Source organism: Okeania hirsuta (assembly GCF_003838195.1).
GTDB classification, from domain to species: domain Bacteria; phylum Cyanobacteriota; class Cyanobacteriia; order Cyanobacteriales; family Microcoleaceae; genus Okeania; species Okeania hirsuta.
In genome coordinates this window covers 1-26,067 of the sequence record NZ_RCBY01000052.1, presented here as the reverse complement: position 1 = coordinate 26,067, position 26,067 = coordinate 1, and the positions used below count along the sequence as shown (strand labels likewise).

Sequence of the window (26,067 nt, the reverse complement as noted above, 5' to 3'; positions counted from 1 at the left end):
GAATAATTATTTTTATTATTAAAATAGCAGTCGAAAAAAAAGCTTAGGACAGTTAAAAACTTTAAAGCTCAGACAACGTAAGAATTTTCCTTCGTAAGCATTCAGCTAGCTCGCTGTCTGCTCTCAGCTCTGATAACAGATTTTTAATGAATATAGGCTGTTTCAGCCAGCTTTTATAGTAAGTATAAATTCTGGGCGTTGCTGATGGGTGGGTATGATTTAATAATTTTGTATTTTGTATTTTGGATTGTTTGAACTACTTGTTAATATTAACTTTTCCCTATTTCCAACTTCGGTATTTTCTATTCCCTATAAACCTACTTTCATACCTTAATTATGATAAATTATTCAATAATGGATAATGGATAATTGATAATTGATAATTGATAATTACCTCTCCCTAAAACGGAATTGATTGATTGAAGAAGGAGACAGGAGACAGGAGACAGGAGGAAAATTACATGGGGATTCGCTCCCCCAAGTAATGCGTGAACACCCCCGTTGACGGTGGGGTATTAAACCCACAAAGAAAATGATAATTCCCTTCTGCCTTCTGCCTCCTGCCCTCTGCCTTTCCTGATAAAAAGAAAATTTTTTCTTGTTTCCCCTTGAAAGAGGAGGCTTCAAGGCGCGAATTATTTAATTATTTAATTATTTAATTATTAATTCTTCGGTAAAGCTTTTATATCAAACTAAAAGCAATAGCTGATGGCTGAATGCTGATGGCTGAATGCTTACTTTCCTTCTTTATTCTTCCTTAGTTCTTTCTACTATAAAGCACTTTAAAGTATCAGCACAAATTAAAAATGTAGCATTCAAAACTATTTGATCGTGATTAATTTGATTTTTATGTTTGACAGCTTGTCGTTTGACTTAATATAGAGGCGTAATTTACAATCAAAAACGCAGATTTAATAATTTTCTGTATTTGTATTGAGAGAGGAGAACAAAATTGAAGAAATTACTATCAATTGTGGTATTGGCCATAACTTTTTTTGTTGTTGCTGTACAACCCCCCGCTTTAGCTGCAGACTTAGCTCATGGAAAGCAGATATTTCAAGGTAATTGTAACGCTTGCCATTTGGGTGGTCGCAATACAATCATGGCTCCGAAAACTCTAAAAACCGATGCCCTAACAAAATATCTCAAAGGTTTTAAAGAAGATAGTGTAGCAGCAGTAACCTATCAAGTCACAAATGGTAAGGGAGCAATGCCAGCTTTCAAAGGTCGTCTAAAACCTAATGATATTGAAGATGTTGTCGCTTATGTTGTAGATCAAGCTGACAAATGGAAATAATTTAGATAAAAAATTAGCTTCATCTTGAAATAAGTTCGAGTGGACTTGTTCGGTGACTATCAACAGTCATAAAAACAAAGTAGTTATTGTTTAATCAAAAATTGCTTCTGTTTCTCAGAAAGTTCTGACTGTCTTCAAAAAGTATCAAAAGTCTACACATACGCACCCGCTTTCTGTGTATGTAAGTCATTAAAGTATTAGCGAGAATAATTTTCTACTTCACAATTGAAAATTTTCTCGTCCTAATAAATTTTTCTTTAAATAGTTAGTTGGGGTGAAAATTTAGAGCGAAAGAAACTGCTGAGTTTGCTCTAGATGTTCACCCCAATATTAATATTGGGCGTTGGTGAATCAACATAAGAATTAAGATATTTGGAATAACCGTAATCAACATAAGAATTATGAATACTCCTTTCATTACTTACTCCCGAGCAACCCGTAAACGAAATAATCTGTAGGGACTTTGTATTTAAAGTATCTACCTATTCCCTATTCCCTCAGTACTAAAATCATAGCTAAATTCACTAACGCCTAATATTGAAATAAATATAATAAATTTAGATAGATATCGAATAATCAGTTGTAATAAAAACTATTGGAGGATAATTAGCATTTACAGCACTTTTTAGGATAGTGAGGTACAGCTATAAGACTATTTATTCCTATATTCCCTGTTGCCTGTTGCCTGTTGCCTGTTGCCTGTTGCCTGTTGCCTAGAGCAATAAAACTTTGTACCTCATCAACCAGAAAACTGTTGTAATGTTAAAGCCATAGCTTATTATCGCCAATAACTATTATCAATCTTCACAGATATTATGAACAACTTTTATCGATTTATACTAAGTATTGGCATAGTTTTTGCAGTAATCTTTTCTTCATTCTCCCCACCAATGAAAACTGCAACTGCTAGCTCAGAAAGCGGAATTTATCAAAAATTTTTCACCGAAGGTATAGCTAATACTCAAGATAAAAACTATGAACAAGCAGTTAATAATTTCACCAAAGCAATAGAACTTAATTCTAACTTTGCCAGTGCTTATAGTAATAGATGCTTAGTTTATCTTCAGTGGGAAAAGTACCAGCAAGCGATCGCTGACTGTATCCAAGCAGTAAAAATTAATCCAGATAATATTGAAGCAAATCTTAATCTCGGTTTAGCTTACTACAAAATTGGTAATTACCAACAGGCCATTGCAGAATATACCAAAGTCCTTAATCAAAATCATAACGATTTTCGTGCTTTATATAATCGAGGTTTAGCTAATTTTGAACTGAAAAATTATCAGAAAGCTGTATTGGACTATAACCTAGTTTTAGCAAAGACCAAGCAAGACAATAATTTTGATCGAGCAGATATCTATAATGAGCGAGGTCTAGCATATTTAATGTCAAAAAAAATGCACAAGGCAATGGCAGATTTTTCTTATGCTATTAATATTGATGCTAATAATTCCAGAGCTTATTTAAACCGAGGTTGTGTCTGTAGCAAGATGGGAAATATAGAAGGAGCAATGGAAGATTTTAGCAAAACTCTACAACTTAATCCCCATGAAGCTCAAGCTTATTTAAACCGAGGACTATTACACCACCACCAGGGACTTTATCAAGCAGCAATTCAAGATTGGCAAGCTGCAGCAAAATGTTTCTGCGATGGAGGAGATATGGTAGCTTATCATCACACTCAAGCTCTGATTAATAAACTACAAACATGGCTCCTATCGTCTAATCAAACTGCTATTGCTTGATATAACTACTGAATTTTTCATGGTCTCACTTGATTTTTCAACCTCTCTCTATAGAAATCTCACAAAATTCACCCCAGAAATAGAGAAAATAATCGCCTCAGCCTCCAGTCATCATTTTGTGAAGCTCTAGAACGGCGACGCAAGTTTTTTTTGTCTTGCATCTTCCAAAAAGTTGTGAGACAATTTATATATTGGGCGTTATTCGCCCCTACGCATGACTTTTTATTCAACTCAAAAAACCATACTTTCCCCTGACTATCAACAATAGAAAACTATCCACTTTGACAAAAAGACTAAAGAGAAAATTATTGCTGTAGGCTCCAAATTGTCATTTTGTGAAGCTCAATAGGCGCAAAGTTTTTTGTCTTGCATCCCCCAAAAAATTGTGAGATAATTTATATATTGGGAGTTGTTCGCCCCTACACATGACTTTTTATTCAACGCAAAAAACCGGGCTTTCTCCAGACCATCAACAATAGAAAACTATCCACTTTGACAAAAAGACAAACAGGGTTTCTATAGAATGCTAGGCTCACCCCAGAAATACAGAAAATAATCGTTTCAGCCTCCAAATCATCATTTTGTGAAGCTCAATAGGCGCAAAGTTTTTTTTGCCTTGCATCTTCCAAAAAGTTGTGAGATAATTTATATATTAGGAGTCGTTCGCCCCTAAGCATGACTTTTTATTCAACTAAAAAAATCATACTTTCTCCTGAGCATCCATCATTAAAGAGAAAATTATCCACTTTAATGCAAACATCAATATTCAAAAAAAAAGTTGAGGAATATTCCCCAACTCCAAAGGAGATGAACGATGAACTTAGATGCGAACAAAACAAATTTTCATACGATGCGATAGATATTACTATTTCCGGCTAAAAAGTTGCTATTACTGAAGTCGAAAAATACTCAAATTTAGGAATTTATTCTAAACAACTCGTAACAACTTTAGCGTAGATGGTTAGCCAGATTTAATATCAACCTTCAAATTTCAATATCTAAGCAGGTATCAAAACAGCACTTTCCGTGCCTACAAAAATGGGGCGTAATGCTTCAACCCACTGAGTAATTCTTTCCTCAGTTAACTCACTTTGGTTAACCTCATCAATTGGCAAACCCACGAATTTACCATTACGCACTGCTGAAGAATGTTCAAAACTGTAACCTTCAAGAGGAAACTCTCCCACTATAGTTGCACCAAGCTTCTCGAAGTGGTCACACATAAGCTGCAGTGCGCCAGCAAAGTGCTTTCCATGACCGACTTGATCTGCTGCACCAAACAAGGCAATAGTTTTTCCAGTAAAATCAGGCTTTTCAATATCCATATCAAAAAGTGGTTCGCGCCAGTCATTCTGTACTTCCCCAGCACCCCAAGTTGAACAACCCAATAATAAATAATCATAATCAAGAAGTTGACTATATTCGTCATAATCTTCTTCCATACTATAAAGATCGCAAATTTCTTCGCCGAATTTGTCGCGCAATGCTTCAGCGATTTCTTCAGTTACGCCAGATGTGCTACCATAAAAGATACCAATTTTTGCCATAATCAACACTCCTGATTAGTTTTGGTAAAATTCATAAAATCTGGTGAGTCAAAAAATTTCACTAGCTCGACCCAGATTTTTGAGGGTTTTCGGTAATTAATACAAGTTATTTGTAGAATTTTCTTGCTTAAAATTCCTAATATAGATTAGTCTCGTTTTCAGCTAAATAAGAAGTAGTTGCAATAAAGTAAGCAATTATTTCTTTAACTCTAGGGGCGAATACCATTCGCCTTATTAATAATTAGAGACTACTCTTCAAATAACCCCGGAATAGAAAGGAATTTTTGTATCAACCCTATCTATATTCTGAATATATCGGGTAAATTAATGGAAATCTGTATCAATTGTAGTTGATAATTTTTTTGATTTAGTTTATAATAGAAATATATATACTCCACAAATTCTAGTTCTAAAGATTATATTGAGCTTTTATATAAACTCTAACTAATTAATAAAGCCTCTCAATAAGATTAATTTTGATTGAAAAAAAGTATTCTTGTGAGTGCGATCGCGTGATTGGTGCAGAATACTATTGTAGAAACATCTTCAGGACTTACGCAAATTCTTAGGCAATACGCTATCTGTAGAGGGCGTTTTGCTCCGCAACATATAAAGCGGAGCTTTGCGTTAGCAAATGCCATTCGCCCCTACTAGATATGGCGCTTGCTGCGTAAGTCCTGATCTTTTAATTATTAATTAAACGAACTTAATCTGATTTGATATTGCTTAATGTAATTTCATATTCGACCGCAATAAAAAATCAGTTTGATTAGGTAAATACTACTATTGCTGATGATAATTTCAAAAGTTAGAATTCTACTATATTATATCAAAAAATGTAAAGAAACTCGGTTTCTAGGAGAAATCGTTGATTTTAACAATAGACATCTAGGAAAAAACCAGGTTTCTTGATTCGCCTGTGGGTATTGCTAACTAGATTATCAAAAAAATTATGAGTACAAGAGTCCAACAAATTACTGCTATCATAGAACAGCGTCAGCCTCTAGCAAACAAAATTGAAGGTGTTAAGAAAAATCTAGAATTGCTTTCTTCAGCACTTAACAAACTTGAAAATTATCGGGATGAGTTAGTTGATAAAGTAGACGATCCAAAAGTAATTGGACAACTTAAGGAAATTAATACATCTCCCATTCAACGTAATATTTCTAGCGAGTTAGGTACTCTTTACAAACTCAAAACTCGCTTCTCTCGTGATACTCTCAATATTGCTGTAGTTGGACGAGCAGGACAAGGTAAAAGTAGGTTATTGCAAAGTTTGACTGGACTAACGGCAGCAGAAATTCCCGATGGCAGTGGCCAGCATTGCACGGGAGTCCGCAGTACAATTCATCATAATGCAGAATTTGAAACTTCTGGTGAAGTTTGGTTTTATACCGAGCGCTCGTTTTTGGATGAGGTGATAATGCCTTACTACAATCAATTACAATTGGGAGGAAAACCAATTACCTTAAACGAATTTGCTAGTAATGCTTTACCAAAACTACCTGAAAACCAAAAAGGTGCAGTAGTTGAGGCTAAATATGAACACTTACGAAAATATCATACTCATCTCGATCAATATCGAAACCTGTTGCAGGAATCTTCACCCCGTCGAATTACTAGAGATGAAATTCGGGAATATGTAGCTCAAGATAATCTTGCAGGACAACGAATATACCATAATTACTTGGCAGTTAAAGAAGTTAAAATTACTTGTAATTTCCCCAATACTGAAGTCGGGAAAATTGCTTTAGTCGATCTTCCAGGACTAGGCGATACAGGAATTGGAGATGAAGAAAGACTAATTAATACACTAAGTCAGGATATTGATTTAGTTCTTTTTGTCCGAAGACCAAATGTTGGTCGTGACTTTTTAGGTGATGTAGATGTAAGTCTTTATGATATTGCTCGTTCTGCTTTGGTAGACCTACCCTTAGAAAAATGGTCTTTTATGGTTTTTAATAGAACAGATGGTAATTCTCGCTTAGGTGATAACTCTTTTCTATGTGAACAGTTAGCAGCAGACCTAGGAAATAAGCATATTAATGTTTCTGAGTCGGTTATTGCTGACTGTGCAGACCCAGATGAAGCCAATGAAAAGATTTTGGATCGAGTCCTGAGTTATTTAGCAGCAAATATTACTTCTCTTGATCGGGAGTATGCTTCTTCTTGTCAAGAGCGTTTGCAACAGATTCAAAGTACAGTAGATGCAGAGGTAGAGAAAGCGAAAAATGCTTTGGGACAGGTAAGGCAACCAGCAGACACAGCACAGTTTGAAGTTTTGTTTGAGAAGATTTGGGAAGAACTTACCAGTGGTCTTGAAGGATTGTTAAGGGATTTAAGTAAAGAAGTAGATGAAAATGACCGCGACTTTGAGGAGTCGGTAAATATGGCTCTCCAGGAGTGTAGAGATGATACAGGAGTTCCATCATCCCTAGAAGAGATACAGAAAAAGCGAGATCAGGAGAAAGCTTATGAAAATGCCTACAATATTTATCTCAATGAAATTCGCGCTTACTTGTCACAAAAATTCCTGTCTTTAGATGAGGGTTTAAAGCGTTCTTTAGATCGCGTAAAATCTAAGGTAACAGAGGTGCTGGTTGAAAAAGGGTGTTTGGGAAACTTGGCAGAATCAAGAGGAGCAGAGTTTATTGAAGCGATCGCTACCTTGATCCCAGAGCAACTCATGGAAGGGGAACCCAGTAAACTGAAATATGGCTTTAAAATTCTAGCTGAGTTTGAGCTATCTTATCGCGGATTTGTGCAACACCGGATTCGTAAGTGTCTGGATGGTCTCACTCCAGACAAAACTACACTTAAGATATCTAAGTCTGCATCAGATCAAGAAAAGCAGATGCAGATAATGAATAGCCTAAAAACCTTGCAAAGTGAAGCTGTTTATCAGTGCCAAAATGTCTTGGAAGATTTACTTTCTGAACCTTCTCAAGCTGGTTTTGCAATTGTTGAAGAATTTCTCGATCGCGTACTTAGAGCAAAAGGGGTAAAGATTGAATGGCGTATCTTTCTAAATCAAGAGCGTTCTGCGGTGTGGCCAGAAGAGTTTGAATTACTGGGAGAACGTACTAAGTTAAGGCAAGATTGGTTAGCAGCAGTGGAGTCTGTAAATCAAGCTAATCAATTGGACTCAATGCAGTTTATTAGTTAATAAAGTAAGGAGATTAAAATGCAAGAACTGAAAATTGCTATGATGGGAGCTAGTGGGGTAGGTAAAACTAGCCTTTTGACAGCTATGTATGAGCAGTTTGACAAAACTATTGGTCTGACTGACTTGCAACTTACACCTGATGAAGAAAGTAATGCTGATTTACAAGATCGTCTAGGGGAGTTGAAGGGATTACTGGATGATTTTGAAGCAACAGCAGGATTAGGGGGCAATAACGAATCTAAGTCTTATATTTTTGATCTAGGAAAGAAGGGAGAAAAACCATCTTTGAGATTAAACTTTCAAGACTTTCCTGGTACTTGGCTTTCCGGTGATGCAACTCCAGCTCAAAGACAGTTTGTTAAGGAACTTTTCAAAAATTCTGTAGCAATTTTGATCGCGGTTGATACTCCAGCACTAATGGAAGCAAAAGGAAGGTGGCATGAACTTCAAAATCGACCTACACAAATCAAGAACTTGTTTGCAGGTGTTTATCAAAAAATGAGATCGCCACGTCTAGTAATATTTGCACCAGTCAGATGTGAAAAGTATATGAAGAAAGCAACAGATGCTACCCGTCTACTCAAAAGTCTCAAAGAGGGATATGCCGATCTACTTGCTCTTTTTGGCGCACCAAAGCTAAATCCTTGGGTAACAAGTGTCGTTACTCCCGTTCAGACTGTGGGGACGGTTGTTTTTTCTAGAATTGATGTGGAAGAGGAGCAACCACGTTTTCTTTTTCGTAAAATTAGTAACGAAGCTGAATATGAACCTCAAGATAGCGATCAACCTTTGCGATATCTTTTAAGGTTTGTTTTGAAGCTACATCTGGCTCAAAAAAACTCAGAATTGTTTGGTTTAGTTGGTTTGTTACGAGAGTGGTTGCAAATGAATGAGCATCTTAAGTCAGCAATTCTTCAGTCTTCTCAAAAATGTAAAACTGATAGTGGTTTTACTATATTACAAGGACACAATTGGTTAGATATTCAATAGGAGTAAACGATGACAAGGATTTATGTTCAAAGCAGAGGAATTTCACAAGACTACCAGTGGAATGAAACTAATTTTGATAATAACACTCAAAAACAGAAAACTGTGGACTATCCTCCATTGGTTAAAAATTTTAAAGATTTGCTTGACTCTAGAACTCCTTCACTACTCTTAGCAAGGTGTGAGAATAAACTACTTTTGCTAGTTGCAGACATACCAAGTCAGCGAAGGGATTATATGAGTCGAATAATCCGTAATTCTGTGGCTTGGATTGGAGAAGAACAAGATGAACAAATATTGAGAGCTTTAGCAGTTCGAGGGTTACAAAGTCTTCTAGGGGAGGATTATTCATTTCAAGAGGAGATTAACAATGCAGTTAAGTCCGATCGAGAAAAAGGTTTTACAATAGAAATAAATGGTCTTGAAGTTAACAATTTAGCTCAAGAAATTCAAGTTAAATCTGAATCAAGCTTGCCTTCAGAAATAGCTAAAAGAAAAATAGCTAAGATAGGTGATAAACGAATTAATGAACTAATAAACGAGCTAAAAGAACACAAGCTTCCACAACATAATGGTGCATTAGTAGTTGTCACAGGAAATAAAGCACAATCAGCATTGGAAGAAGCTTCAGTTTGGAGAGGTGTATCAAAACTTGTCAACAGTGAGGATTGGATTGAGGTTCAACCAGAGTTGGAAGAAGCTTCGGTTTGGAAAGGTGTATCAAAACTTGTCAAGAGTGAGGATTGGATTGAGATTGCATCAAGCTTAAAAAAAAAATTGGGCAAGACCTTAAAAATACAGCTTCTCAACACATCGAGACTCGAAATAATATTATTAATAAGTGTTTTGGGGATCGCGGCAATAATAATTCTTAGCCGAATCTTAGAAAATAGTTCACCAAATATTAGTGGTATTCCTCCTAATACAGTTGCAGTAAACACTGCCTACAATTTTATCCCAATAGCTGAGGATAAAGATGGTGACACTTTAGAATTTAGTATTGAGAACCAACCTAATTGGCTAAGTTTTGATGAAAAAACAGGGAAACTCTCTGGTACTCCTACAGAGGATGATATTGTTACAACACCTAATATTGTGATTACTGTCAGTGATGGTAAAAAAAAAGATAGTCTAGACAGCTTTAGTATAGCTGTTAAGACCACACCTGTAATTAATGGTGCACCTCCTACTATAGTCACTGTAGGTACTCCCTACATTTTCACCCCTATAGCTGAGGATAAAGATGGTGACACTTTAGAATTTAGCATTGAGAACCAACCTAAGTGGCTAACTTTTAATCAAGGAACAGGGAAACTCTCTGGTACTCCTAACAACAATGATATTGGTACAGCACCTAATATTGTGATTAGTGTCAGTGATGGTAACAAAACAGATATTCTAGATAACTTTAGCATAACTGTTAATCCTGAGACTAGACCAACAATTAGTGGCGCACCTCCTACTATAGTCACTGTAGGTACTCCCTACATTTTTACCCCTATAGCTGAATACCCAAATGGTGACACTTTAGAATTTAGTATTGAGAACCCACCTAAGTGGCTAAATTTTGATAAAAAAACAGGGAAACTATCTGGTACTCCTACAGAGGATGATATTGGTACAACACCTAATATTATTATTAGTGTCAGTGATGGTAACAAAACAGATAGTCTAGATAGCTTTAGTATAGCTGTTAAGACCACACCTGTAATTAGTGGTGCACCTCCTACTATAGTCACTGTAGGTACTCCCTACATTTTCACCCCTATAGCTGAGGATAAAGATGGTGACACTTTAGAATTTAGCATTGAGAACCAACCTAAGTGGCTAACTTTTAATCAAGGAACAGGGAAACTCTCTGGTACTCCTAACAACAATGATATTGGTACAGCACCTAATATTGTGATTAGTGTCAGTGATGGTAACAAAACAGATATTCTAGATAACTTTAGCATAACTGTTAATCCTGAGACTAGACCAACAATTAGTGGTGCACCTCCTACTATAGTCACTGTAGGTACTCCCTACATTTTCACCCCTATAGCTGAAGACCCAAATGGTGACACTTTAGAATTTAGTATTGAGAACCCACCTAAGTGGCTAGATTTTAATGAAACAACAGGGAAACTTTCTGGTACTCCTACAGAGGATGATATTAGTACAACACCTAATATTGTTATTCGTGTGAGTGATGGAAAAGAAACTATTAGCTTACCTCCTTTCACTGTAACTGTCAACCCATAGTTTTAGTTTTGATTGAATATTAGTTATAAATCAGTAAGCAATGCACAAGGTTGATTAACAGTAACAGGACTTACGCAAAGGCACTATATATAGAGTCTTGGTGCGTTACTAAGCGCGCTTTTCATGTCCGCTCAAGCGCGGAAACACACCCTACCAATAGCGTTCATGCGTAAGTCCTAAGTAAATTAGGATGGGGGAATTTTCCCTAGCAGTGGGAACAGGATGCTCCCGTGGGTGAATGAAATGCTATCGGGGGTAAGTAATATTAAATCCGGTAGCATCAGTGTTATTCAGCATTTCAAAGATAAAAATTCATATTGTAGGGGCGAATGGCCATTCGCCCCTACCCATTTTATGACGATTGACGGAATTATTATTGTACTCCGAAGTCAACGGATTTGATATCAGACGTTCTCGTGGGTGAATGAGACGCTCTCGTGAGTCTCGTGCGTGAACGAGACGCTCACACTATCCCCATTCAACAAACAAACCACTACCGGACAAACTTTGGCATAACTTCAGCAGCAGTAAATAAACCATAAATACCTCTGCGATATAAATCTACTCCTGCCTTCAAATAACCAAATGCCGGACCGCAAACATTAGCCGCCATGCTAGTTTCATCCCCCAATGTAAAAGTATGAGTAGAGATTTTACCTTCAAAAGTCCGGCCTGTAACCTGAACATTTGTACTTAAAGGTTTTTTCGGGTTGCGAGTATCAACAATACCTCCTACTGTAACTCGATCGCGATCGCAAATTCCCGCCAACTCCAACATAATATCGTCAGCGTGTTCCATATTCTCCAACTTCAACAGACCATTTGTCTCTTCCAACAAAGCTGCCACCTCAGCATCAGTCATGGCCTTAGCTTTTTCCACATCATATCCCGGTAAATGGCCAATATCTTCACGAATTGTGGCGCGGTAAGCTTCCCAATTAGCAATACCTACTCCAAAAGTAATTGTCACGCTATGAATTTCTGCATAACTCTGAGCTGCTATAGTTGCTGCTGCGGTTAATAAACCAGGAGTTGCGCCACAACCAGTCATATAAGTAATACCCGCAGCTTGTAGCTCATCTTGAAGGGCCAATAATTGTTCGACGGCACTGGTACGCTTAATGGCATCTACTAATACTCCCTGCCAACCAGCAGCAATAAATTGTTTAGCAACATTTGCCATAAAAGTATTAGGCAAGTTTGGTAAGGCCAGAAAATAACCATCTACAGTATCAGCAACTTTGATTAGTTCTTCAATACTTTGATTACTTAAAACGCCACCAGATTCTAAATGGCCTAAAGACCCCTGAGTATTGTACATGGTCATACATTGGTCGGGATTTAATCCTTGAGTATTGTAGGCATAACCTTTTTGGTCAGCAGCAGCAACCCAGAGCATTTCTTGTTTGGGAGCAAGTACCCTAGCTGCAGCTTGACCCAGGCCACCGAAACCTAAAACACCTACATGAATTTGATTTTTTGAATTTGTATTTTGCATTATGTTCATAGCGTTTAATTTAATTGGACAGACTTTTATTATCGGTTATGGGGCATCACTGTGGAAAACTGTTTTAGGGAGTACGGAGTAGGGGCGTTAACGATAGTTATGCGAAGCAAACGGCCGTTCGCCCCTACTTACGGGAAACAGGGAATGGAAAAGAAGAAAAACAGTTGTACCTCAATAACTTGAGAAACGCTCTATTAAAAAAGAGACAAATTAGTTTAACTATAATAATGGGAAAAATTATAACCAAAGATATTAATATATAATATTTTTAATTTGATTATTGGTGAAAAAATATATAAAAAATAGGGTAATTATTGATAATTGAATGAAAGTAAATAATTAATAGTTTGACTCAAGGCGATAATAAATCAAAACTATTCCATATATTACAGAGTTGATTTTGAAATTCATGACGATTGATTATTAATTTTTATGCAGTAATTTATGTCAGTTAAATCTACATGATAATCTGTATTTTATTTTAACTATTTATCTCAACTAAGAAAACACAAAAAAACTTCTTTCCTTCTATTTTGTGCCTTTAAATTCTTAAGTTTACCATCACAATAATTTTGAACATTTATCCAATTATCTTTTGATTTTGGGTTTAATACCCTACCGTCTATACGGTGTTTACAAACTTGTTGTGGCTTGATTCCCCATCCATTTTTTCCTTTTTCTTCCTTTCTTCTTTCTTCTTTCTTCTTTCTTCTTTCTTCTTCCTTCTTCAACTTGAAAAGCAATAATTGACCCACAAATCTAAAAATATTGATTAGAACAGTAAAGATAGTAGGGATCGAATGTCTAGACATAACAGCTTAGGTGATATTTGTCAATAACCTTGAGCTTAAATATTAAAATAATTTAAAAGTTTAAATTCTATATAACTACCTATCAACTACTTATCTACCAAGGTCACTTCTATAACTTGGTCCAATATGTTGACGGTTTGAGGAATATACGTCAAACTTAACAAATAACTGATTTATTGCTTCAGATTATATTAACTTTTGTTAAGGAATGACTCGTAATCTATCAATTAGTAAAAATTGATTTAGATTAAAAAAAAGTCATTTAACTCAGAAGCAATATCAGCAGACATCACTTTCAAACAATTGGTGTCAGCATATAGTCCTACAACTGTTGTTCATAATATTTAGCTATGAACATGGAAACTTTAGAGTTCATCATTTATCCAGATGGTCGAGTACAGGAAAAAGTTACTGGCATTGTCGGTACATCCTGTACAGAAGTAACTAAGGCAATAGAAGAAGAATTAGGAATTATTCTCACTCAAGAATCAACTTCTGAATACTTTGCTCAACAGCAGCATCAGTCTGAGACTGCTACAACGCAAGTTTCTTCTTTTTGCAACTGGTAAAATTCTTTTTTTTTTGTTGAGTTCCATTTATTTCTTTTAAAAAAACTATGTCACACTTTAGTCAAATCAAAACTCAAATTCGTAACTTGAAGTCTTTGCAGTCCGCTCTCACAGATTTAGGTATTGACTGGAAATCTGGTCCTACAGAAGTCCGTGGTTATCGTGGACAAACTAGCACTGCTGAAGTAGTTGTAGAACAGAATAATGGGTATGACCTGGGGTTTGCTTGGAATGGCAATGAATATGAATTGGTAGCGGATCTACAATTTTGGCAACAAGCATGGTCTGTCGATCGGTTTATAAGTATGGTGACTCAGAGTTATGCTTACAGCACTGTAGTTAATGAAACTACTAAACAAGGATTTCAAGTTACCGAACAGCAAAAAAACAAAGATGGCTCTATTCGTCTAGTTGTTCAACGTTGGACTTAACCACAAATCTAATCAAAACGCAAATTTTGTGTTTAAATGGTTAGTCCAGCCCACTTTCTTCAAGTAAACGTTATTTTAGTCACAATACGTCGGAATGCTCCGCCAGTTCCGACCTCTATTGTTCGGCATTAAACAGGCAAAGAGATTTGAAAAGCTAGTGTGCCGAACGTAAAAAGCTTCAATAACCGGGCGAGGCCAACTTTACACGAGAGTAGGAGGGACGCAACAATGTCCAATTCAACCAATTATGTGTTCGTACTTGACGCCAAGAAAAAACCCTTAGCACCATGCAAACCAGCCATGGCGAGGTCATTGTTAAAAGCAGGCAAAGCCAAAGTTTTTAAGCGCTACCCTTTCACAATAATTCTGAAGAAATTGGTAGCTCTTGATTTTCAAGGCTTGCAATTAAAAATTGACCCTGGTTCCAAACAAACAGGCTTTGCTTTAGTAACTCAAAGTGAAGAAGTTATCTTTGCAATGGTTTTAGTCCATCGTGGCCAGCAAATCAAAAATGCTTTAGAGCGACGACGAACTCTTCGCCGAGGTCGTCGTTACCGAAAAACTCGCTACCGTAAGTGCAGATTTTTCAACCGCAAACGAAAAAAAGGATGGCTGCCACCAAGTTTAAGGCATCGGGTTTTGACTGTAGAAACTTGGGTGAATAGACTGTGTAAACTAAGCCCGGTAAGTAGTTTAGCTATAGAATTGGTCAAGTTTGACACCCAGAAAATACAGAACCCAGAAATTTCAGGAGTTGAATATCAAAAAGGGGAACTATTTGGTTATGATGTCCGGGAGTATCTATTAGAGAAATGGGGTCGATCGTGTGCTTATTGTGGAGCAACAGATACGCCTTTAGAAATTGAACATATAGTTCCACGGTCAAAGGGTGGTAGTAATAGGGTATCTAATTTAGCTATAGCTTGTCATCAATGCAACCAAAATAAGGGCGCGATGGATATTCGGGAATTTCTGGAAAATAAACCATCTATACTAGCTCATGTTCTAAAGGTTGCCAAAACCCCATTAAAAGATGCTGCTGCGGTTAACTCAACTCGCACTCAAATCTTTGAAACTTTAACAGCAACAGGTCTGCCTGTGATTACTGGTAGTGGTGCTGGTACTAAATATAACCGTCGTCGGTTGAATTTACCAAAAGAACACTGGATAGATGCTGCTTGTATTGGTGAAGTTGAAAAGTTAACAATACTTACGAATCAACCCCTAGTCGTCACAGCAATGGGACATGGTTGCCGACAAATGGTTCAAATGGATAAATACGGTTTTCCAAGAATTGGTTACAAAGCAAAAAAACCTGTACCAGGCTGGAAAACAGGGGATATTATCAATGTGGTCAAAGGCAAAAATGCTGGTTTAAAAGGAGTCAGGATTAAAACTGTCAGAAGCAAAGGCAATTTTGATATCCGACAGGGGGATAAAATCTTGTCTGTATCTCGAAACCATATCCAACCTGTCCATAGACGAGATGGATACAATTACTCGTTTTAAGTATATTTTTTCTAAGAGGTCTAATGCTAGATTTTTCTTCATCATCTCCTGAGTCTAACACAGAACGTTCAGGTTTTGAACCCGAACTTGGTGGAGTGTTACGGAATACTCCCGAACGTTCAGGTTTTGAACCCGAACTTGGTGGAATGTTGCGACAAAAAGGAGTTTACGTTGATGAAATTACCTGTATCGGTTGTAAACACTGCGCTCATGTTGCCCATAATACTTTTTATCTTGAACCAGATCATGGGCGAGCGCGGGTTTTTCAGCAAGATGGGGACTCTGAAGAATTAATCCAAGAAGCGATCGACACTTGTCCTGTAAATTGTATTCACTGGGTTGATTATACTAAACTAAAAAATTTAGAACAAGAGCGCAAATATCAGGTGATTCCTATTGCTGGTGGTCCTGTGGATAGTGGAGCAGCTCGTATTGCTAGTCATAGAAATAAGCAGAATGCGAATAAATAGTAATGATGTACAAGGCATGAATAGTCAAACTCTTGCTGTGTGGGGACTTATATCATGTCCGGTAGCATCGGAGCGTGTATAGAACTAAGTTTCAATAGACATCTCCAGAAAAGAGGCAACAGCGGTCAGACCCCGCGACGACGCTAGTCGCAAGGGAATGCTGACCAAGAGAGGCAACAGGGAGAAATAATTGATAATTTATGGATAAGAATTGATTTTATTTTTGATTTTTACCAGATGTCTAATTGAAAGAAACTCTTTCCTACGGAATGCTACGCAAACAGCATAGCAGCATAGCTGCCCTCTGCCTTCCTTGCACCAAAGCATAAGTATTTAAGCGGACATGATATTATATCAAATCCGTTTAATTGGACATAAAAAAAATCTTCAATCGCCATAACTACGTTTATCTTTGTAATTCTTTCTCCTCCTGACTCCTGACTCCTGACTCCTGAGGACTCCTAACTTAACCATTCTATGGCTGTTTAACCGGATTTGATATTACCTGCAAAATATGTACCTCACGATATGTACCTCACGGGCAGCAGGAAGTGCTATAATTACAACAAGAGCGATCGCTCTTTATACCCTTAGCATTTAAAAATCAAGAAACCATAGGGAAAATTTCCTGTGGAATGCTGCACAAACATGAATTGCTTCTACTCCATTCCTATTTATGATTCTTGCTCTTCTTTCTCCTCAAATACTTCTGCCAAAAGAGGAGAAATATTACTATTCAACTTACCTGCTCGAATAAACTCAGCATAAGTTTCCGCTTCGATATCCACCAACTCTTCCCGCAATAACTTCATATCCAGCGCCACTAACTGAGAGTGTTCTGCTTGCATTTTATCAATTTTCTCCTGCAACTGCTTCAATTCCTTTTGCAAAAATTCTGCCTGATAGCGATAATATTCTGGGTCAATTTCTTGCAACCTGACCAACTCAGACACATAATTAAGCACCCGTTTTAAAGCTACACGGCGAGCGGTCGTTTCCATATATTCCTGACGCAACGGTTGGTCGCCTATTAAACCCAATACTTTCAACATTGACTGAGTTGTTAAACCTTGCACCAACAATGTAAACAATACCACCCCAAATACAACTGCCGTAATTTCATCTCGCCCAGGCAAAACTACAGGTACACTCAACACCAGAGCAATAGAAACCGAACCCCGTAAACCTCCCCACCAAAGTAACGTTTGTTCTTTTAAACCAATATTTGACTTGACTACCAAATTACTCAAAGCACTCAAACTATAAACCGAAATTGCTCGCGTGACAAGAACTGCTCCAATAGCAACTGCTATTAATACTATATTATCTGCCAGATTTGAATATCGAATTTGATCGCCTATTAACAGAAACACTATGGAGTTGACAAAAAATGCCACAAACTCCCAAAACTCACTAACTATTAACCGAGTGCGGGGGTTCATCCCAATGCGGGAACCGAAGTTACCTAAAATTAAACCAACAGTGACAACCCCAATAACTCCCGAACCGCCTAATTTTTCTACTATTACATAAGTACCATAAGCAGAAACTAAAGTTAGTGACTGTTCCACCAAAGGTAAATCAAAACGTTGGGTGAGGTAAGAAATGCCAAAACCAATTAAGCAACCGATACCGACACCGATGCCAACAAAACTAAGAAAAGTGAATAGAGAGTCCGAAATAGAAAATTTATCTACTGTTCCTAATGGAATTCCAACTAGCAAAGTAAAGGCAACAACCGCCACCCCATCATTAAATAAACTTTCTCCTTCCATTAAGGTGCGTAGGCGTTTACTTGCTCCTAATTCTTTTAATAAAGCTACTACAGAAATAGGGTCTGTTGCGGATAAACTAGCTCCGACGAGAAAGGCGATCGCTAAGGGAATTCCGGTGAAAAAATTCAAACCATAAGCAATACCAACTACAGAAATAATTACACCAATAATGGCAAAAAATCCCACTGGAACTAAATCTCGTTTTAAGTCTCGCCAATTCAAATTCCAAGCAGCCTCAAATAATAAAGGAGGCAAGAAAATTTCGAGGATTAATTCAGGAGATAAACTGACTAATCTCACATCAATGAATGCTAGAATTAATCCAAAAATTACTAATAATAAAGTAAAGGGAATTCTACGGAACCAACTAAAAACTCGTGAGAAAGTAGCCACACTCAGAGAGACAGAAAGAACTAACAGAAATTGTTCTATATTTTGCTCAATAACTGTTTCATTTACGGCAGTTTCTAAAGCCATATATTACCCCTAAATTTTGCATAAAATTAATGTCAGCATTTCCTAGGTCATGCTGCGCAAACAGCTATTAGCTGTCAGCTATCAGCAACAAGACTCTCTCCTTAAGGACAGTGTTTAAATTAATATAGACTTTAAGAGCAAGGGAGCCAACTTTTGTAGTAAGACAATTAATAAAGCTTTGATCGTAAACTAAAAGTAATAGCTGATAGCTGACGGCTGTTTGCACAGCATTCCGGAGGAAATGCTTACAAATTAATAGATATCTCCAGAAAATAAACTTGCCCTTTATTTGCTATAAACTAGAGTGTAATAACTCAAAAAATCATTTTCCGTGTTTTTTTCCTAAAAAAATCTTTCCATATCCGCCGTTCCCTATTTTCTATTCCCTACTTTTACAAAAAGTCTATATCTTTTTCACGCCTATGTCTAATAGACATCTCCAATAATAAAAAATAAAATCAATTACCCCACATAAATTCTCAATTCTTTCCCCCTACTCCCTACTCCTTACTCCCTCTTTTGAAGGAGATGTCTAATAAATAGAAATACCGACTGTTGTCTGAGTGTAAGAAACAGTCGGTTTTTTAGCAAAGAGCTGAGGTTGAATCTAAGCTTCTTTGTTTAAGAACTTTTGGATTTGTTGAATGGCTACAGCCCCAATATTGTAAACTGCCCAACCACCAGCAGCAATTATAGGTAATAGAACAATTAACAAACGAAAGTCAAATTCCATTTACTCCCCTCCTAAAGATTTTTAAAGATTTATCATTTCTTATAATCTTAATCTAAAATTAAGTTTTTTGAGCAAAATTTGAATAGGGAATAGGGATTAACGAAGTCAGAAGTCAAAAGTCAGAAGTCAGAAGTTAAAAGTGATTTTTGTAACGGGAATTTTAGCAAAGCTCCAAAAATATTTCCCCTTAAAAGCCAGGGTTGCACGACCAAATTATTTTGATAAAATACATTTGTGTCCTTGAGCAGTCGATCTAAAAATAATTTTTCTTACCTATTTAACCTGACCATCAAATATACAATTAATTTTGCTTGACTACTTATCAGCTTCAATTCACTTTTGACTTTTGACTTTTGACTTTTGACTTCAAATACACTTTTGACTTCACTTGGTAAATCCAACATCAGTTCCCTTGCCAGCGTGGACTAAAGCTAACTTTTCATAACGTTGAGCGTGTTCAATTAAATTAGCAGCCTCTGACTCTGAAATATCCCTAACTTTTTTCGCCGGTACTCCTACCACCAGAGACAATGGCGGTATATCCTTAGTGACAATAGACCCAGCTCCCACAATACTACCTGCCCCTACCCGTACACCATCCAAAATTACAGCTCCAATACCAATCAAACAACCTTTTTCTATATGAGCTGAGTGAATCACAGCTCGATGTCCAATTGTCACATGATCTTCCAAAACAGTTACTAAACCAGGGTCTCCATGAAGCACTGCCCCATCTTGGACATTACTATGGTTCCCAATCACGATCCGTTCTACATCCCCTCGGACAACAGTCCCATACCAAATACTAGCTCCCACTCCTACTTCCACAACACCCATAACTACAGCGTTATCTGCCACAAAAGCAGCTTGGGATAAATCTGGAGGAGGCCAAAAAGAGGGCTGATTTGACATGATCTTCGTTAATATTAGTGATGTTTGCTTAATCGGAATTTTATAGCAGGCAACAGGCAACAGGCAAGAGGAAACAGTGGGAAAAACATTACCTAATCTAAGATTCATCATTAGTCCATATCCTAATCAACCCGTTCCTTGCCATAGGCTAAAAAATATTTAACTCCTGACTCCTGGTTGAAACATCACAAATTCTCTACCCCATAATGTAGGTTAAGAGTTTGATGTAGTACTTTAGTAACTATCCTGTAGCTATTTAGCTCAGATTCTTTAACCAAGCTAACTATAATTAAGTCACCACAGCTCTCTAGAAACTATGACCCAATCCTCTATCAATTCTGCCCTCCAATACCCAATGTTTGGCCCTGAAATTCAGTGTCCTCACTGTCGCCAGACCATACCAGCTCTCACCTTGACAGATACGTATTTATGTCCTCGTCACGGAGCTTTTGAGGTTGACCCAAATACTGGTAAGTTGTGTCATCTTCAGTCTGGCCGTCACTGGCGTCTATGGAACGATGAGTGGTATCGGCAACATACTCATCCCGATGGTATTAGGTTTGAAATCCATGAAGCGCTGGATCGACTTTATACTGAAGGATATAGAGCCACTCGTTTGATTATTGCTCAAAGATATCAGGAGTTGGTTAGTACCTATTTGGAACGTAGTACCCCTTGGCGTTCTAACTCTGACTCTTCCTGTAAGCCCAAACTTTATGGTTTACCTGTAGAATTTAGTCCCGACCCCAAGGATGAGCCTTGCTGGGAAGTAATCAATTTTCAGTTGGACAAAGAAGCAGGAGTACCCGTTCGATATCCCTATTTTCGATTGTTTGAATAAACTATTCCGCAGACTTCTTGCGGAAGTCAGGCAATAGGGAATAGCGGTGCGACCCCGCGTCGGCGACAGACGCAAGCGGTCAGACCCCGCGACGACGCCAGTCGCAAGGGAATGCTGACCAAGAGAGGGAACGCGCACCAAGAGAGAGAATAGGGAATAGGGAATAGGGAGGTGAAATTGTTGATTTAATATCTTGAATTGATTTAATTAAAACTTTTGCAAGAGGTCTAGCATTTATAAATGATTTATAAATATTGATTGATTGAATAGGGTTGATAGCTGAAAAGTCTTTCCCTTTTCTCTTGAAAAGTTATCCTTATTTATTGCCAAAATAAATTAGTCTTAGCTGAGTTCTATTTACTGTAAAATTAATACTGAAAATCAGGTTAAAAATATTAAACTAGAATGCACCATGCCTCGATTCGGACAGCCAATATTCATCGAGCGATCGCTTTCTATGAAAAACTAGGTTTTACGGTCTGCGAACGCTTTACTACAGGCTATACTTTAGCTTGTTGGATGGAGGGATTAAATGGCAGAATTGAACTGATTGAAATTCCTCAGCCAAAACCTGCACCTGATGCTTTTGGGGATGAGCATTATGTTGGATATTATCATTTATCATTTGATTTGACTCAAAATACTACAGATTTACCTAGTTGGTTAAATGATTTAAAACAACAATTTGATGCTATAGCAGCAGCACAACCAGAAATGTTTCAACCATTGAAAATTCTTTTAGAGCCTACTCAACAAATGATTGGAAATAATGTTTATGAAGTTGCTTTTATTGCTGACTGTGATGGTTTACCTCTAGAATTTATTAGAAAGTTAAATCCTTAGAGTAAATTGGACAATGCTTTGAAGATTTTACAGCAGTTTTGGAGTTGATGAGGTACAAAATTTTAGGACTTTAGGGAGTAGGGAGTAGGGAAAAAAAGATTAATCTTAAAACTATACCTCACGCTCCCTAAAAAGTGCTGTAAAAATGCAGCATTCAATTATTGTAGTGGACCGACACAGCTTAAATGGTGCATTAGCTTTTTTCATAATCACCCCATCACCCCATCTCCCCATCACCCCATCCCCCCATTTTCTAATGCACAAAATTAGCTGTGTCAGTCCAGTAGTATGTGATAGCCTTGCTTCTAGAAAAAAATACAATCAAGCAAACCGTTAAATATTCCACTTTACTTCATTACTGGTAACTTTAAACTTTAAAGGAAATTATGAAACAAACATTCCGTAAATTACATAGAATAGTAGCCCCAATAGTTTTTCTACCATTATTTGTCACTGTCATTACAGGAGTAGCTTACCGACTTGGTAGAAATTGGTTTGGTTTATCCAGAGACCAGGCACATATTTTAATGGTAATTCACGAAGCCGAATATCTTGGAGAAGACATTAAACCTTTTTATGTACTCCTAAATGGTATCGGATTGATCTGGATGTTAGTAACAGGTATTATTATGAGTGGCTTATTTAATAAAAAGAAACCCAAGCAAAATACAGAATCAAATACAACTACAGTAGAATCATAGAATTACAGCAGTTTTCGAGTTAATAAGGTACAAAGTTTTATGCTTTTAGGGAACAGCGGTGCGACCCCGCGTCGGCGACAGACGCAAGCTGTCAGATCCCACGTCGGCGTCAGACATAAGGGAATGCTGACCAAGAGAGGGAATGTGCACTCTTGTGAGGGAATAGGGAATAGGGAACAACAAACAAATGAATAAAAATTATAGATTAGTCTTAAACTGTACCTCACGATCCTGAAATTTGCAGTATTAAAAATTCTGAGTAGATCGGGACTTACGCAAAATAGAAATTATACACCATCTGTAGGGGCGTTACGAAGTATGCGAAGCAAACGGCCGAAAGCTGGCGCATAACTATCGTTAACGCCCCTAGTATATGTGGTGGTTATGCGTAAGTCTTGTAGATATCATCAAAAAAAGCTAGTGCAAAAAGGCAGAAGGCTTTAGTTATCTAGAATAGCTTTAGTTATCTAGGATAGCTTTAGTTATCTAGGATAGCAGAAGGCAGAAGGGAAGAAAGGTTATTGTACAAGCTTTTGAACCTTTTTTAACTGGTTAGTTATTTCCGCCATCCTGCACTAGTAAACCAATAATTTCATAATATTTTAGTCAAAAAAAAGTCTCAATCTACCAATTCCAAGTAGAGTTTAAATATTCTCAATTTATCTTGTCTCAGTCAAGGCATCAATTTGACATTTGACTTTAGTTCTACCTAGACTTTAAGATGTCATAGATAATATTTAAAAAGCGTTTCGGTACAGAAAATGCTGATAGCTAGTTAACAACTTGTCAGAAAACATGAACATTTTTAGTAATATACTCGCAACTCCCGCAAAACCTAAGCCACGTCCTACTGTTAAGAAAAAACAACGTCGAGGAATAGAAATTAAATCTCAACGAGAAATAGAAATTATGCGACAATCCTGTAAAATAGTCGCAACAGTACTCAAAGAAATTTCTCAGATTGTTAAACCAGGAATGACAACTGCTGACCTAGATACATATGCAGAAAAACGCATTCGAGAAATGGGGGCAACGCCAAGTTTTAAAGGTTATCATGGTTTTCCTGGCTCTATTTGTGCTTGCATAAATAACGAAGTTGTCCATGGCATTCCCAATAAGAAAAAAGTTATTCGAGTTGGTGATGTTTTAAAAGTAGATACAGGAGCTTACTATCAAGAATTTCATGGAGACTCTTGTATTACCATTGGCGTAGTTGAAGTTGCTCCTGAAGCAGCCAAACTAATTCGTGTAGCAGAAGAAGCAATGTATAAAGGTATCGAACAAGTCAAAGCTGGTGCTTATCTACTCGATCTTGCAGGAGCTATTCAAGATCATGTAGAAGCAAATGGTTTTCGTGTAGTCGAAGAATTTACAGGTCACGGTGTGGGAAGAAATTTACACGAAGAACCTTCTGTTTTTAACTCTCGAACTAAAAGTTTGCCAAATGTGAAACTCAGAGCAGGTATGACTTTAGCTATTGAACCAATTCTGAATGCTGGTTCTAGATTTACACGAATTTTATCCGATAAATGGACTGCTGTTACTGTTGATAATTCTCTTTCAGCTCAGTTTGAGCATACAGTATTGGTAACAAATACTGGTTATGAAATTTTAACAGATCGCTCCCAAGTTAGCTGTTAGGTATCATGTGATAGATGTGATAGTTTTTTTTCTATCTTAATAATTAGAACTTATAGAACCTATTTGGCATTTTTATTCAAGCTAAATTAGCTTCTGAAGTAGCTAGTATATCGAGCAATTTCTGGCTAGATAGTGGTTGAGTGAGAACTATTTATGCCAATCATGATTAAACCAAGAAAATGTAAGGCTGATATTAGGTAAGGAGAACTTAAATGGGTTCTATAAGTATTTGAGTGGGACTCAAACAATTTCTGGAGATGTAGCAATTAGCTATCGGGTACAAACGTCAATAAATAATCTTACATAAGTAACATTTTAGGGTAGTAGAAGTCAAGATTAAACCCTGCAATTAAGTCAAACTTCATTAAATCTTTAAATATTTTTTTTAGTTAAATTATACTTGAATGTTTATTCTGTAAGACTTTTAACCGCAAATATATGGATGGGAGAAATATGTTGTTTTGATGAAGCTCTGTAAAAACACTTGCACTGACTGGAAAATGTTTGCTATTTTATCCATCAATAAGTAAAGAAATGCTGCAAAAAATTAAATTTGTGCATTTACATTTACTGGATGCTCATAATTTCAGAACTCCAAAATTCTAAATATGAAACATAGTAGATTACTAGCTCTAACAGTTCTAAGTTCGGTTGTATCACTATATGTTAAAGTGCCTGAGGTACGAGCTTTAACTATCAATTTGACTTCGACTTACAATACGCAAGCAGATATTGGTTTTCGGAAAGCTGCTGATTTTTGGGAGAGTCAATTTACAGATGATATCACTGTCAACATCAATGCAGGTTTTGAAGACCTTGGTGAAAATATTTTAGGCGGAGCTCTCTCTACAATGGCTTTTACTAATTATACAAGTGTTTGGAATACACTTTTGAATGACATTACCTCACCTTATGATACTATAGCTGTCAGTAACCTTCCGCCAATTCCAGCCTTTGACTTATTAATTAATCGGACTTCTGATAATCCTAATTTCCCTCCTGATTTTGAGACACCTTATCTTGATAATGATGGGAGTGAGAATAATTCTATAATTCGGATGACCACAGCAAATGCTAAAGCTTTAGGTTTCTTTGTACCTCCAGAAACATTTGGTGATTTTGATGCAGAAATTACTTTCAGCAGTAATTTTGAATACGACTTCGATAACACTGATGGAATTACTTTAGAGACATTTGATTTCGAGGCTATTGCTATTCATGAGATAGGTCATGCACTAGGCTTTATCAGTGGTGTTGATATCTTGGATATTAACAGTCCGCCTGCTGGAGATATGTTGTTTCCTGGAAATGCCTTCACATTTGTCAGTCCTCTAGATTTATACCGCTATTCGGATGAAAGCTTTGCCCAGGGTGCGCTAGATTGGACAGCAGATACCAGGGAAAAGTATTTCTCAATTGATGGTGGTGTTACTAGCGAGGGTACTTTTTCAACTGGTCGGTTTTCTGGTGATGGTCGTCAAGCGAGTCACTAGGAAGATAATTTAGGACTAGGCATTCTAGACCCAACACTTGCTCCTGGAGAGTTGGGAATAGTTACTCGTCTAGATCTTTTAGCCTTTGATGTCATTGGTTGGGACCCAGTAGAAAAGCCTACTAAGGATATTCCAGAGCCATCACCTATTTTGGGAATGCTATTGGCAATTACTGGTAGTGTTCTACTTAAAACTCAAATAAAATCATCGTAAAAATTCGGTAAGCGGAAAACCAGCCATATTTAACTACTGGATAGAAACAACTTGACGAATGGGGTTGCACATTCAAGAATGATAATAGATTTTAAACTGTACATATATTGAGGAAAGAATTATCCAAAAATATCTACTTTCGGATTTCATCATT

21 protein-coding genes are annotated in these 26,067 nt (G+C 37.0%); 15 read left to right on the top strand and 6 right to left on the bottom strand.

All coding sequences use genetic code 11. The features are described from left to right. Window positions 1-952: 952 nt before the first annotated feature. Both petJ and D5R40_RS11350 read left to right on the top strand, forming a co-directional pair. Window positions 953-1,297, top strand: coding sequence for a cytochrome c6 PetJ (petJ, locus tag D5R40_RS11355; RefSeq protein WP_124147449.1), 345 nt, complete (start codon window positions 953-955; stop codon window positions 1,295-1,297). 815 nt (window positions 1,298-2,112) lie between these two features. Next, complete coding sequence (locus D5R40_RS11350; RefSeq protein WP_124147448.1) at window positions 2,113-3,042, top strand: tetratricopeptide repeat protein; 930 nt, start codon at window positions 2,113-2,115, stop codon at window positions 3,040-3,042. Window positions 3,043-4,040: 998 nt separating this feature from the next. Here the strand turns inward: D5R40_RS11350 and D5R40_RS11345 are convergent. Continuing rightward, window positions 4,041-4,589, bottom strand: a complete 549-nt coding sequence (locus D5R40_RS11345) for a flavodoxin (RefSeq protein WP_124147447.1) — start codon at window positions 4,587-4,589, stop codon at window positions 4,041-4,043. Window positions 4,590-5,541: 952 nt separating this feature from the next. Here D5R40_RS11345 and D5R40_RS11340 point away from each other — a divergent pair. The 3 genes from D5R40_RS11340 to D5R40_RS11330 are packed head-to-tail and all read left to right on the top strand — an operon-like array spanning window position 5,542 to window position 10,986. Beyond that, window positions 5,542-7,755 carry a dynamin family protein gene (locus D5R40_RS11340; RefSeq protein ID WP_124147446.1) on the top strand — a complete coding sequence of 738 codons (2,214 nt, stop codon included), beginning with the start codon at window positions 5,542-5,544 and terminating at the stop codon, window positions 7,753-7,755. Between the two features lie 18 nt (window positions 7,756-7,773). Continuing rightward, window positions 7,774-8,745 carry a P-loop NTPase family protein gene (locus D5R40_RS11335; protein ID WP_124147445.1) on the top strand — a complete coding sequence of 324 codons (972 nt, stop codon included), beginning with the start codon at window positions 7,774-7,776 and terminating at the stop codon, window positions 8,743-8,745. A 9-nt stretch (window positions 8,746-8,754) separates the two neighbouring features. Next, a complete protein-coding gene (locus D5R40_RS11330) occupies window positions 8,755-10,986 on the top strand; it encodes a putative Ig domain-containing protein (protein ID WP_124154669.1) in 2,232 nt (743 codons plus the stop codon). Between the two features lie 493 nt (window positions 10,987-11,479). On the opposite strand, the gene bioU is transcribed toward D5R40_RS11330, so the two are convergent. Beyond that, on the bottom strand, window positions 11,480-12,484 hold the full coding sequence (gene bioU, locus D5R40_RS11325; protein ID WP_375339378.1) for a (S)-8-amino-7-oxononanoate synthase BioU: 1,005 nt from the start codon (window positions 12,482-12,484) through the stop codon (window positions 11,480-11,482). A gap of 503 nt (window positions 12,485-12,987) precedes the next feature. Next, window positions 12,988-13,224: a hypothetical protein gene (locus tag D5R40_RS11320; RefSeq protein ID WP_161564730.1), complete on the bottom strand. Its 237-nt coding sequence runs from the start codon at window positions 13,222-13,224 to the stop codon at window positions 12,988-12,990. Between the two features lie 437 nt (window positions 13,225-13,661). On the opposite strand from D5R40_RS11320, the gene D5R40_RS11315 reads away from it, so the two are divergent. From D5R40_RS11315 to D5R40_RS11300, 4 genes are all read left to right on the top strand, one after another. Beyond that, window positions 13,662-13,874 (top strand): DUF2997 domain-containing protein, encoded by a 213-nt coding sequence (locus D5R40_RS11315; protein WP_124147466.1) that lies wholly within the window; start codon window positions 13,662-13,664, stop codon window positions 13,872-13,874. Window positions 13,875-13,921: 47 nt separating this feature from the next. Continuing rightward, entirely contained in the window at window positions 13,922-14,305 is a 384-nt protein-coding gene (locus D5R40_RS11310; protein ID WP_124147441.1) for a DUF1257 domain-containing protein, read from the top strand. Window positions 14,306-14,533: 228 nt separating this feature from the next. Next, window positions 14,534-15,814, top strand: a complete 1,281-nt coding sequence (gene iscB, locus D5R40_RS11305) for an RNA-guided endonuclease IscB (protein ID WP_124147440.1) — start codon at window positions 14,534-14,536, stop codon at window positions 15,812-15,814. A 23-nt stretch (window positions 15,815-15,837) separates the two neighbouring features. Beyond that, window positions 15,838-16,284, top strand: coding sequence for a ferredoxin (locus D5R40_RS11300; RefSeq protein ID WP_124147439.1), 447 nt, complete (start codon window positions 15,838-15,840; stop codon window positions 16,282-16,284). Between the two features lie 674 nt (window positions 16,285-16,958). Here D5R40_RS11300 and D5R40_RS11295 read toward each other — a convergent pair. The 3 genes from D5R40_RS11295 to D5R40_RS11285 all read right to left on the bottom strand — a co-directional run bounded on the left by D5R40_RS11295 (window position 16,959) and on the right by D5R40_RS11285 (window position 20,181). Then, on the bottom strand, window positions 16,959-18,536 hold the full coding sequence (locus D5R40_RS11295; protein WP_124147438.1) for a cation:proton antiporter: 1,578 nt from the start codon (window positions 18,534-18,536) through the stop codon (window positions 16,959-16,961). 607 nt (window positions 18,537-19,143) lie between these two features. Further along, window positions 19,144-19,269, bottom strand: coding sequence for a photosystem II protein Y (locus tag D5R40_RS11290; RefSeq protein ID WP_124147437.1), 126 nt, complete (start codon window positions 19,267-19,269; stop codon window positions 19,144-19,146). Window positions 19,270-19,653: 384 nt separating this feature from the next. Further along, entirely contained in the window at window positions 19,654-20,181 is a 528-nt protein-coding gene (locus D5R40_RS11285; protein WP_124147465.1) for a gamma carbonic anhydrase family protein, read from the bottom strand. A 316-nt stretch (window positions 20,182-20,497) separates the two neighbouring features. Here D5R40_RS11285 and D5R40_RS11280 point away from each other — a divergent pair, with 316 nt between their 5' ends. The 6 genes from D5R40_RS11280 to D5R40_RS11255 all read left to right on the top strand — a co-directional run bounded on the left by D5R40_RS11280 (window position 20,498) and on the right by D5R40_RS11255 (window position 25,913). Further along, window positions 20,498-21,022, top strand: a complete 525-nt coding sequence (locus tag D5R40_RS11280; RefSeq protein ID WP_124147436.1) for a TIGR02652 family protein — start codon at window positions 20,498-20,500, stop codon at window positions 21,020-21,022. 405 nt (window positions 21,023-21,427) lie between these two features. Then, complete coding sequence (locus tag D5R40_RS11275) at window positions 21,428-21,865, top strand: VOC family protein (protein ID WP_124147435.1); 438 nt, start codon at window positions 21,428-21,430, stop codon at window positions 21,863-21,865. Window positions 21,866-22,251: 386 nt separating this feature from the next. Next, window positions 22,252-22,566, top strand: coding sequence for a PepSY domain-containing protein (locus D5R40_RS11270; RefSeq protein ID WP_240039186.1), 315 nt, complete (start codon window positions 22,252-22,254; stop codon window positions 22,564-22,566). A gap of 795 nt (window positions 22,567-23,361) precedes the next feature. After that, window positions 23,362-24,207 carry a type I methionyl aminopeptidase gene (map, locus tag D5R40_RS11265; protein WP_124154668.1) on the top strand — a complete coding sequence of 282 codons (846 nt, stop codon included), beginning with the start codon at window positions 23,362-23,364 and terminating at the stop codon, window positions 24,205-24,207. A gap of 608 nt (window positions 24,208-24,815) precedes the next feature. Then, window positions 24,816-25,700: an NF038122 family metalloprotease gene (locus D5R40_RS11260; protein ID WP_124154667.1), complete on the top strand. Its 885-nt coding sequence runs from the start codon at window positions 24,816-24,818 to the stop codon at window positions 25,698-25,700. A 51-nt stretch (window positions 25,701-25,751) separates the two neighbouring features. Then, a complete protein-coding gene (locus D5R40_RS11255; protein WP_161564978.1) occupies window positions 25,752-25,913 on the top strand; it encodes a PEP-CTERM sorting domain-containing protein in 162 nt (53 codons plus the stop codon). Window positions 25,914-26,067: the final 154 nt, after the last annotated feature.

Excerpts from the sequence above, each read along its gene's own strand:
- D5R40_RS11350 (WP_124147448.1), top strand. The coding sequence starts at position 2,113 with ATGAACAACTTTTATCGATTTATACTAAGTATTGGCATAGTTTTTGCA.
- D5R40_RS11345 (WP_124147447.1), bottom strand. The coding sequence starts at position 4,589 with ATGGCAAAAATTGGTATCTTTTATGGTAGCACATCTGGCGTAACTGAA.
- D5R40_RS11340 (WP_124147446.1), top strand. The coding sequence starts at position 5,542 with ATGAGTACAAGAGTCCAACAAATTACTGCTATCATAGAACAGCGTCAG.
- D5R40_RS11335 (WP_124147445.1), top strand. The coding sequence starts at position 7,774 with ATGCAAGAACTGAAAATTGCTATGATGGGAGCTAGTGGGGTAGGTAAA.
- D5R40_RS11330 (WP_124154669.1), top strand. The coding sequence starts at position 8,755 with ATGACAAGGATTTATGTTCAAAGCAGAGGAATTTCACAAGACTACCAG.
- bioU (WP_375339378.1), bottom strand. The coding sequence starts at position 12,484 with ATGCAAAATACAAATTCAAAAAATCAAATTCATGTAGGTGTTTTAGGT.
- D5R40_RS11315 (WP_124147466.1), top strand. The coding sequence starts at position 13,662 with ATGGAAACTTTAGAGTTCATCATTTATCCAGATGGTCGAGTACAGGAA.
- D5R40_RS11310 (WP_124147441.1), top strand. The coding sequence starts at position 13,922 with ATGTCACACTTTAGTCAAATCAAAACTCAAATTCGTAACTTGAAGTCT.
- iscB (WP_124147440.1), top strand. The coding sequence starts at position 14,534 with ATGTCCAATTCAACCAATTATGTGTTCGTACTTGACGCCAAGAAAAAA.
- D5R40_RS11300 (WP_124147439.1), top strand. The coding sequence starts at position 15,838 with ATGCTAGATTTTTCTTCATCATCTCCTGAGTCTAACACAGAACGTTCA.
- D5R40_RS11295 (WP_124147438.1), bottom strand. The coding sequence starts at position 18,536 with ATGGCTTTAGAAACTGCCGTAAATGAAACAGTTATTGAGCAAAATATA.
- D5R40_RS11290 (WP_124147437.1), bottom strand. The coding sequence starts at position 19,269 with ATGGAATTTGACTTTCGTTTGTTAATTGTTCTATTACCTATAATTGCT.
- D5R40_RS11285 (WP_124147465.1), bottom strand. The coding sequence starts at position 20,181 with ATGTCAAATCAGCCCTCTTTTTGGCCTCCTCCAGATTTATCCCAAGCT.
- D5R40_RS11280 (WP_124147436.1), top strand. The coding sequence starts at position 20,498 with ATGACCCAATCCTCTATCAATTCTGCCCTCCAATACCCAATGTTTGGC.
- D5R40_RS11275 (WP_124147435.1), top strand. The coding sequence starts at position 21,428 with ATGCACCATGCCTCGATTCGGACAGCCAATATTCATCGAGCGATCGCT.
- D5R40_RS11270 (WP_240039186.1), top strand. The coding sequence starts at position 22,252 with ATGAAACAAACATTCCGTAAATTACATAGAATAGTAGCCCCAATAGTT.
- map (WP_124154668.1), top strand. The coding sequence starts at position 23,362 with ATGAACATTTTTAGTAATATACTCGCAACTCCCGCAAAACCTAAGCCA.
- D5R40_RS11260 (WP_124154667.1), top strand. The coding sequence starts at position 24,816 with ATGAAACATAGTAGATTACTAGCTCTAACAGTTCTAAGTTCGGTTGTA.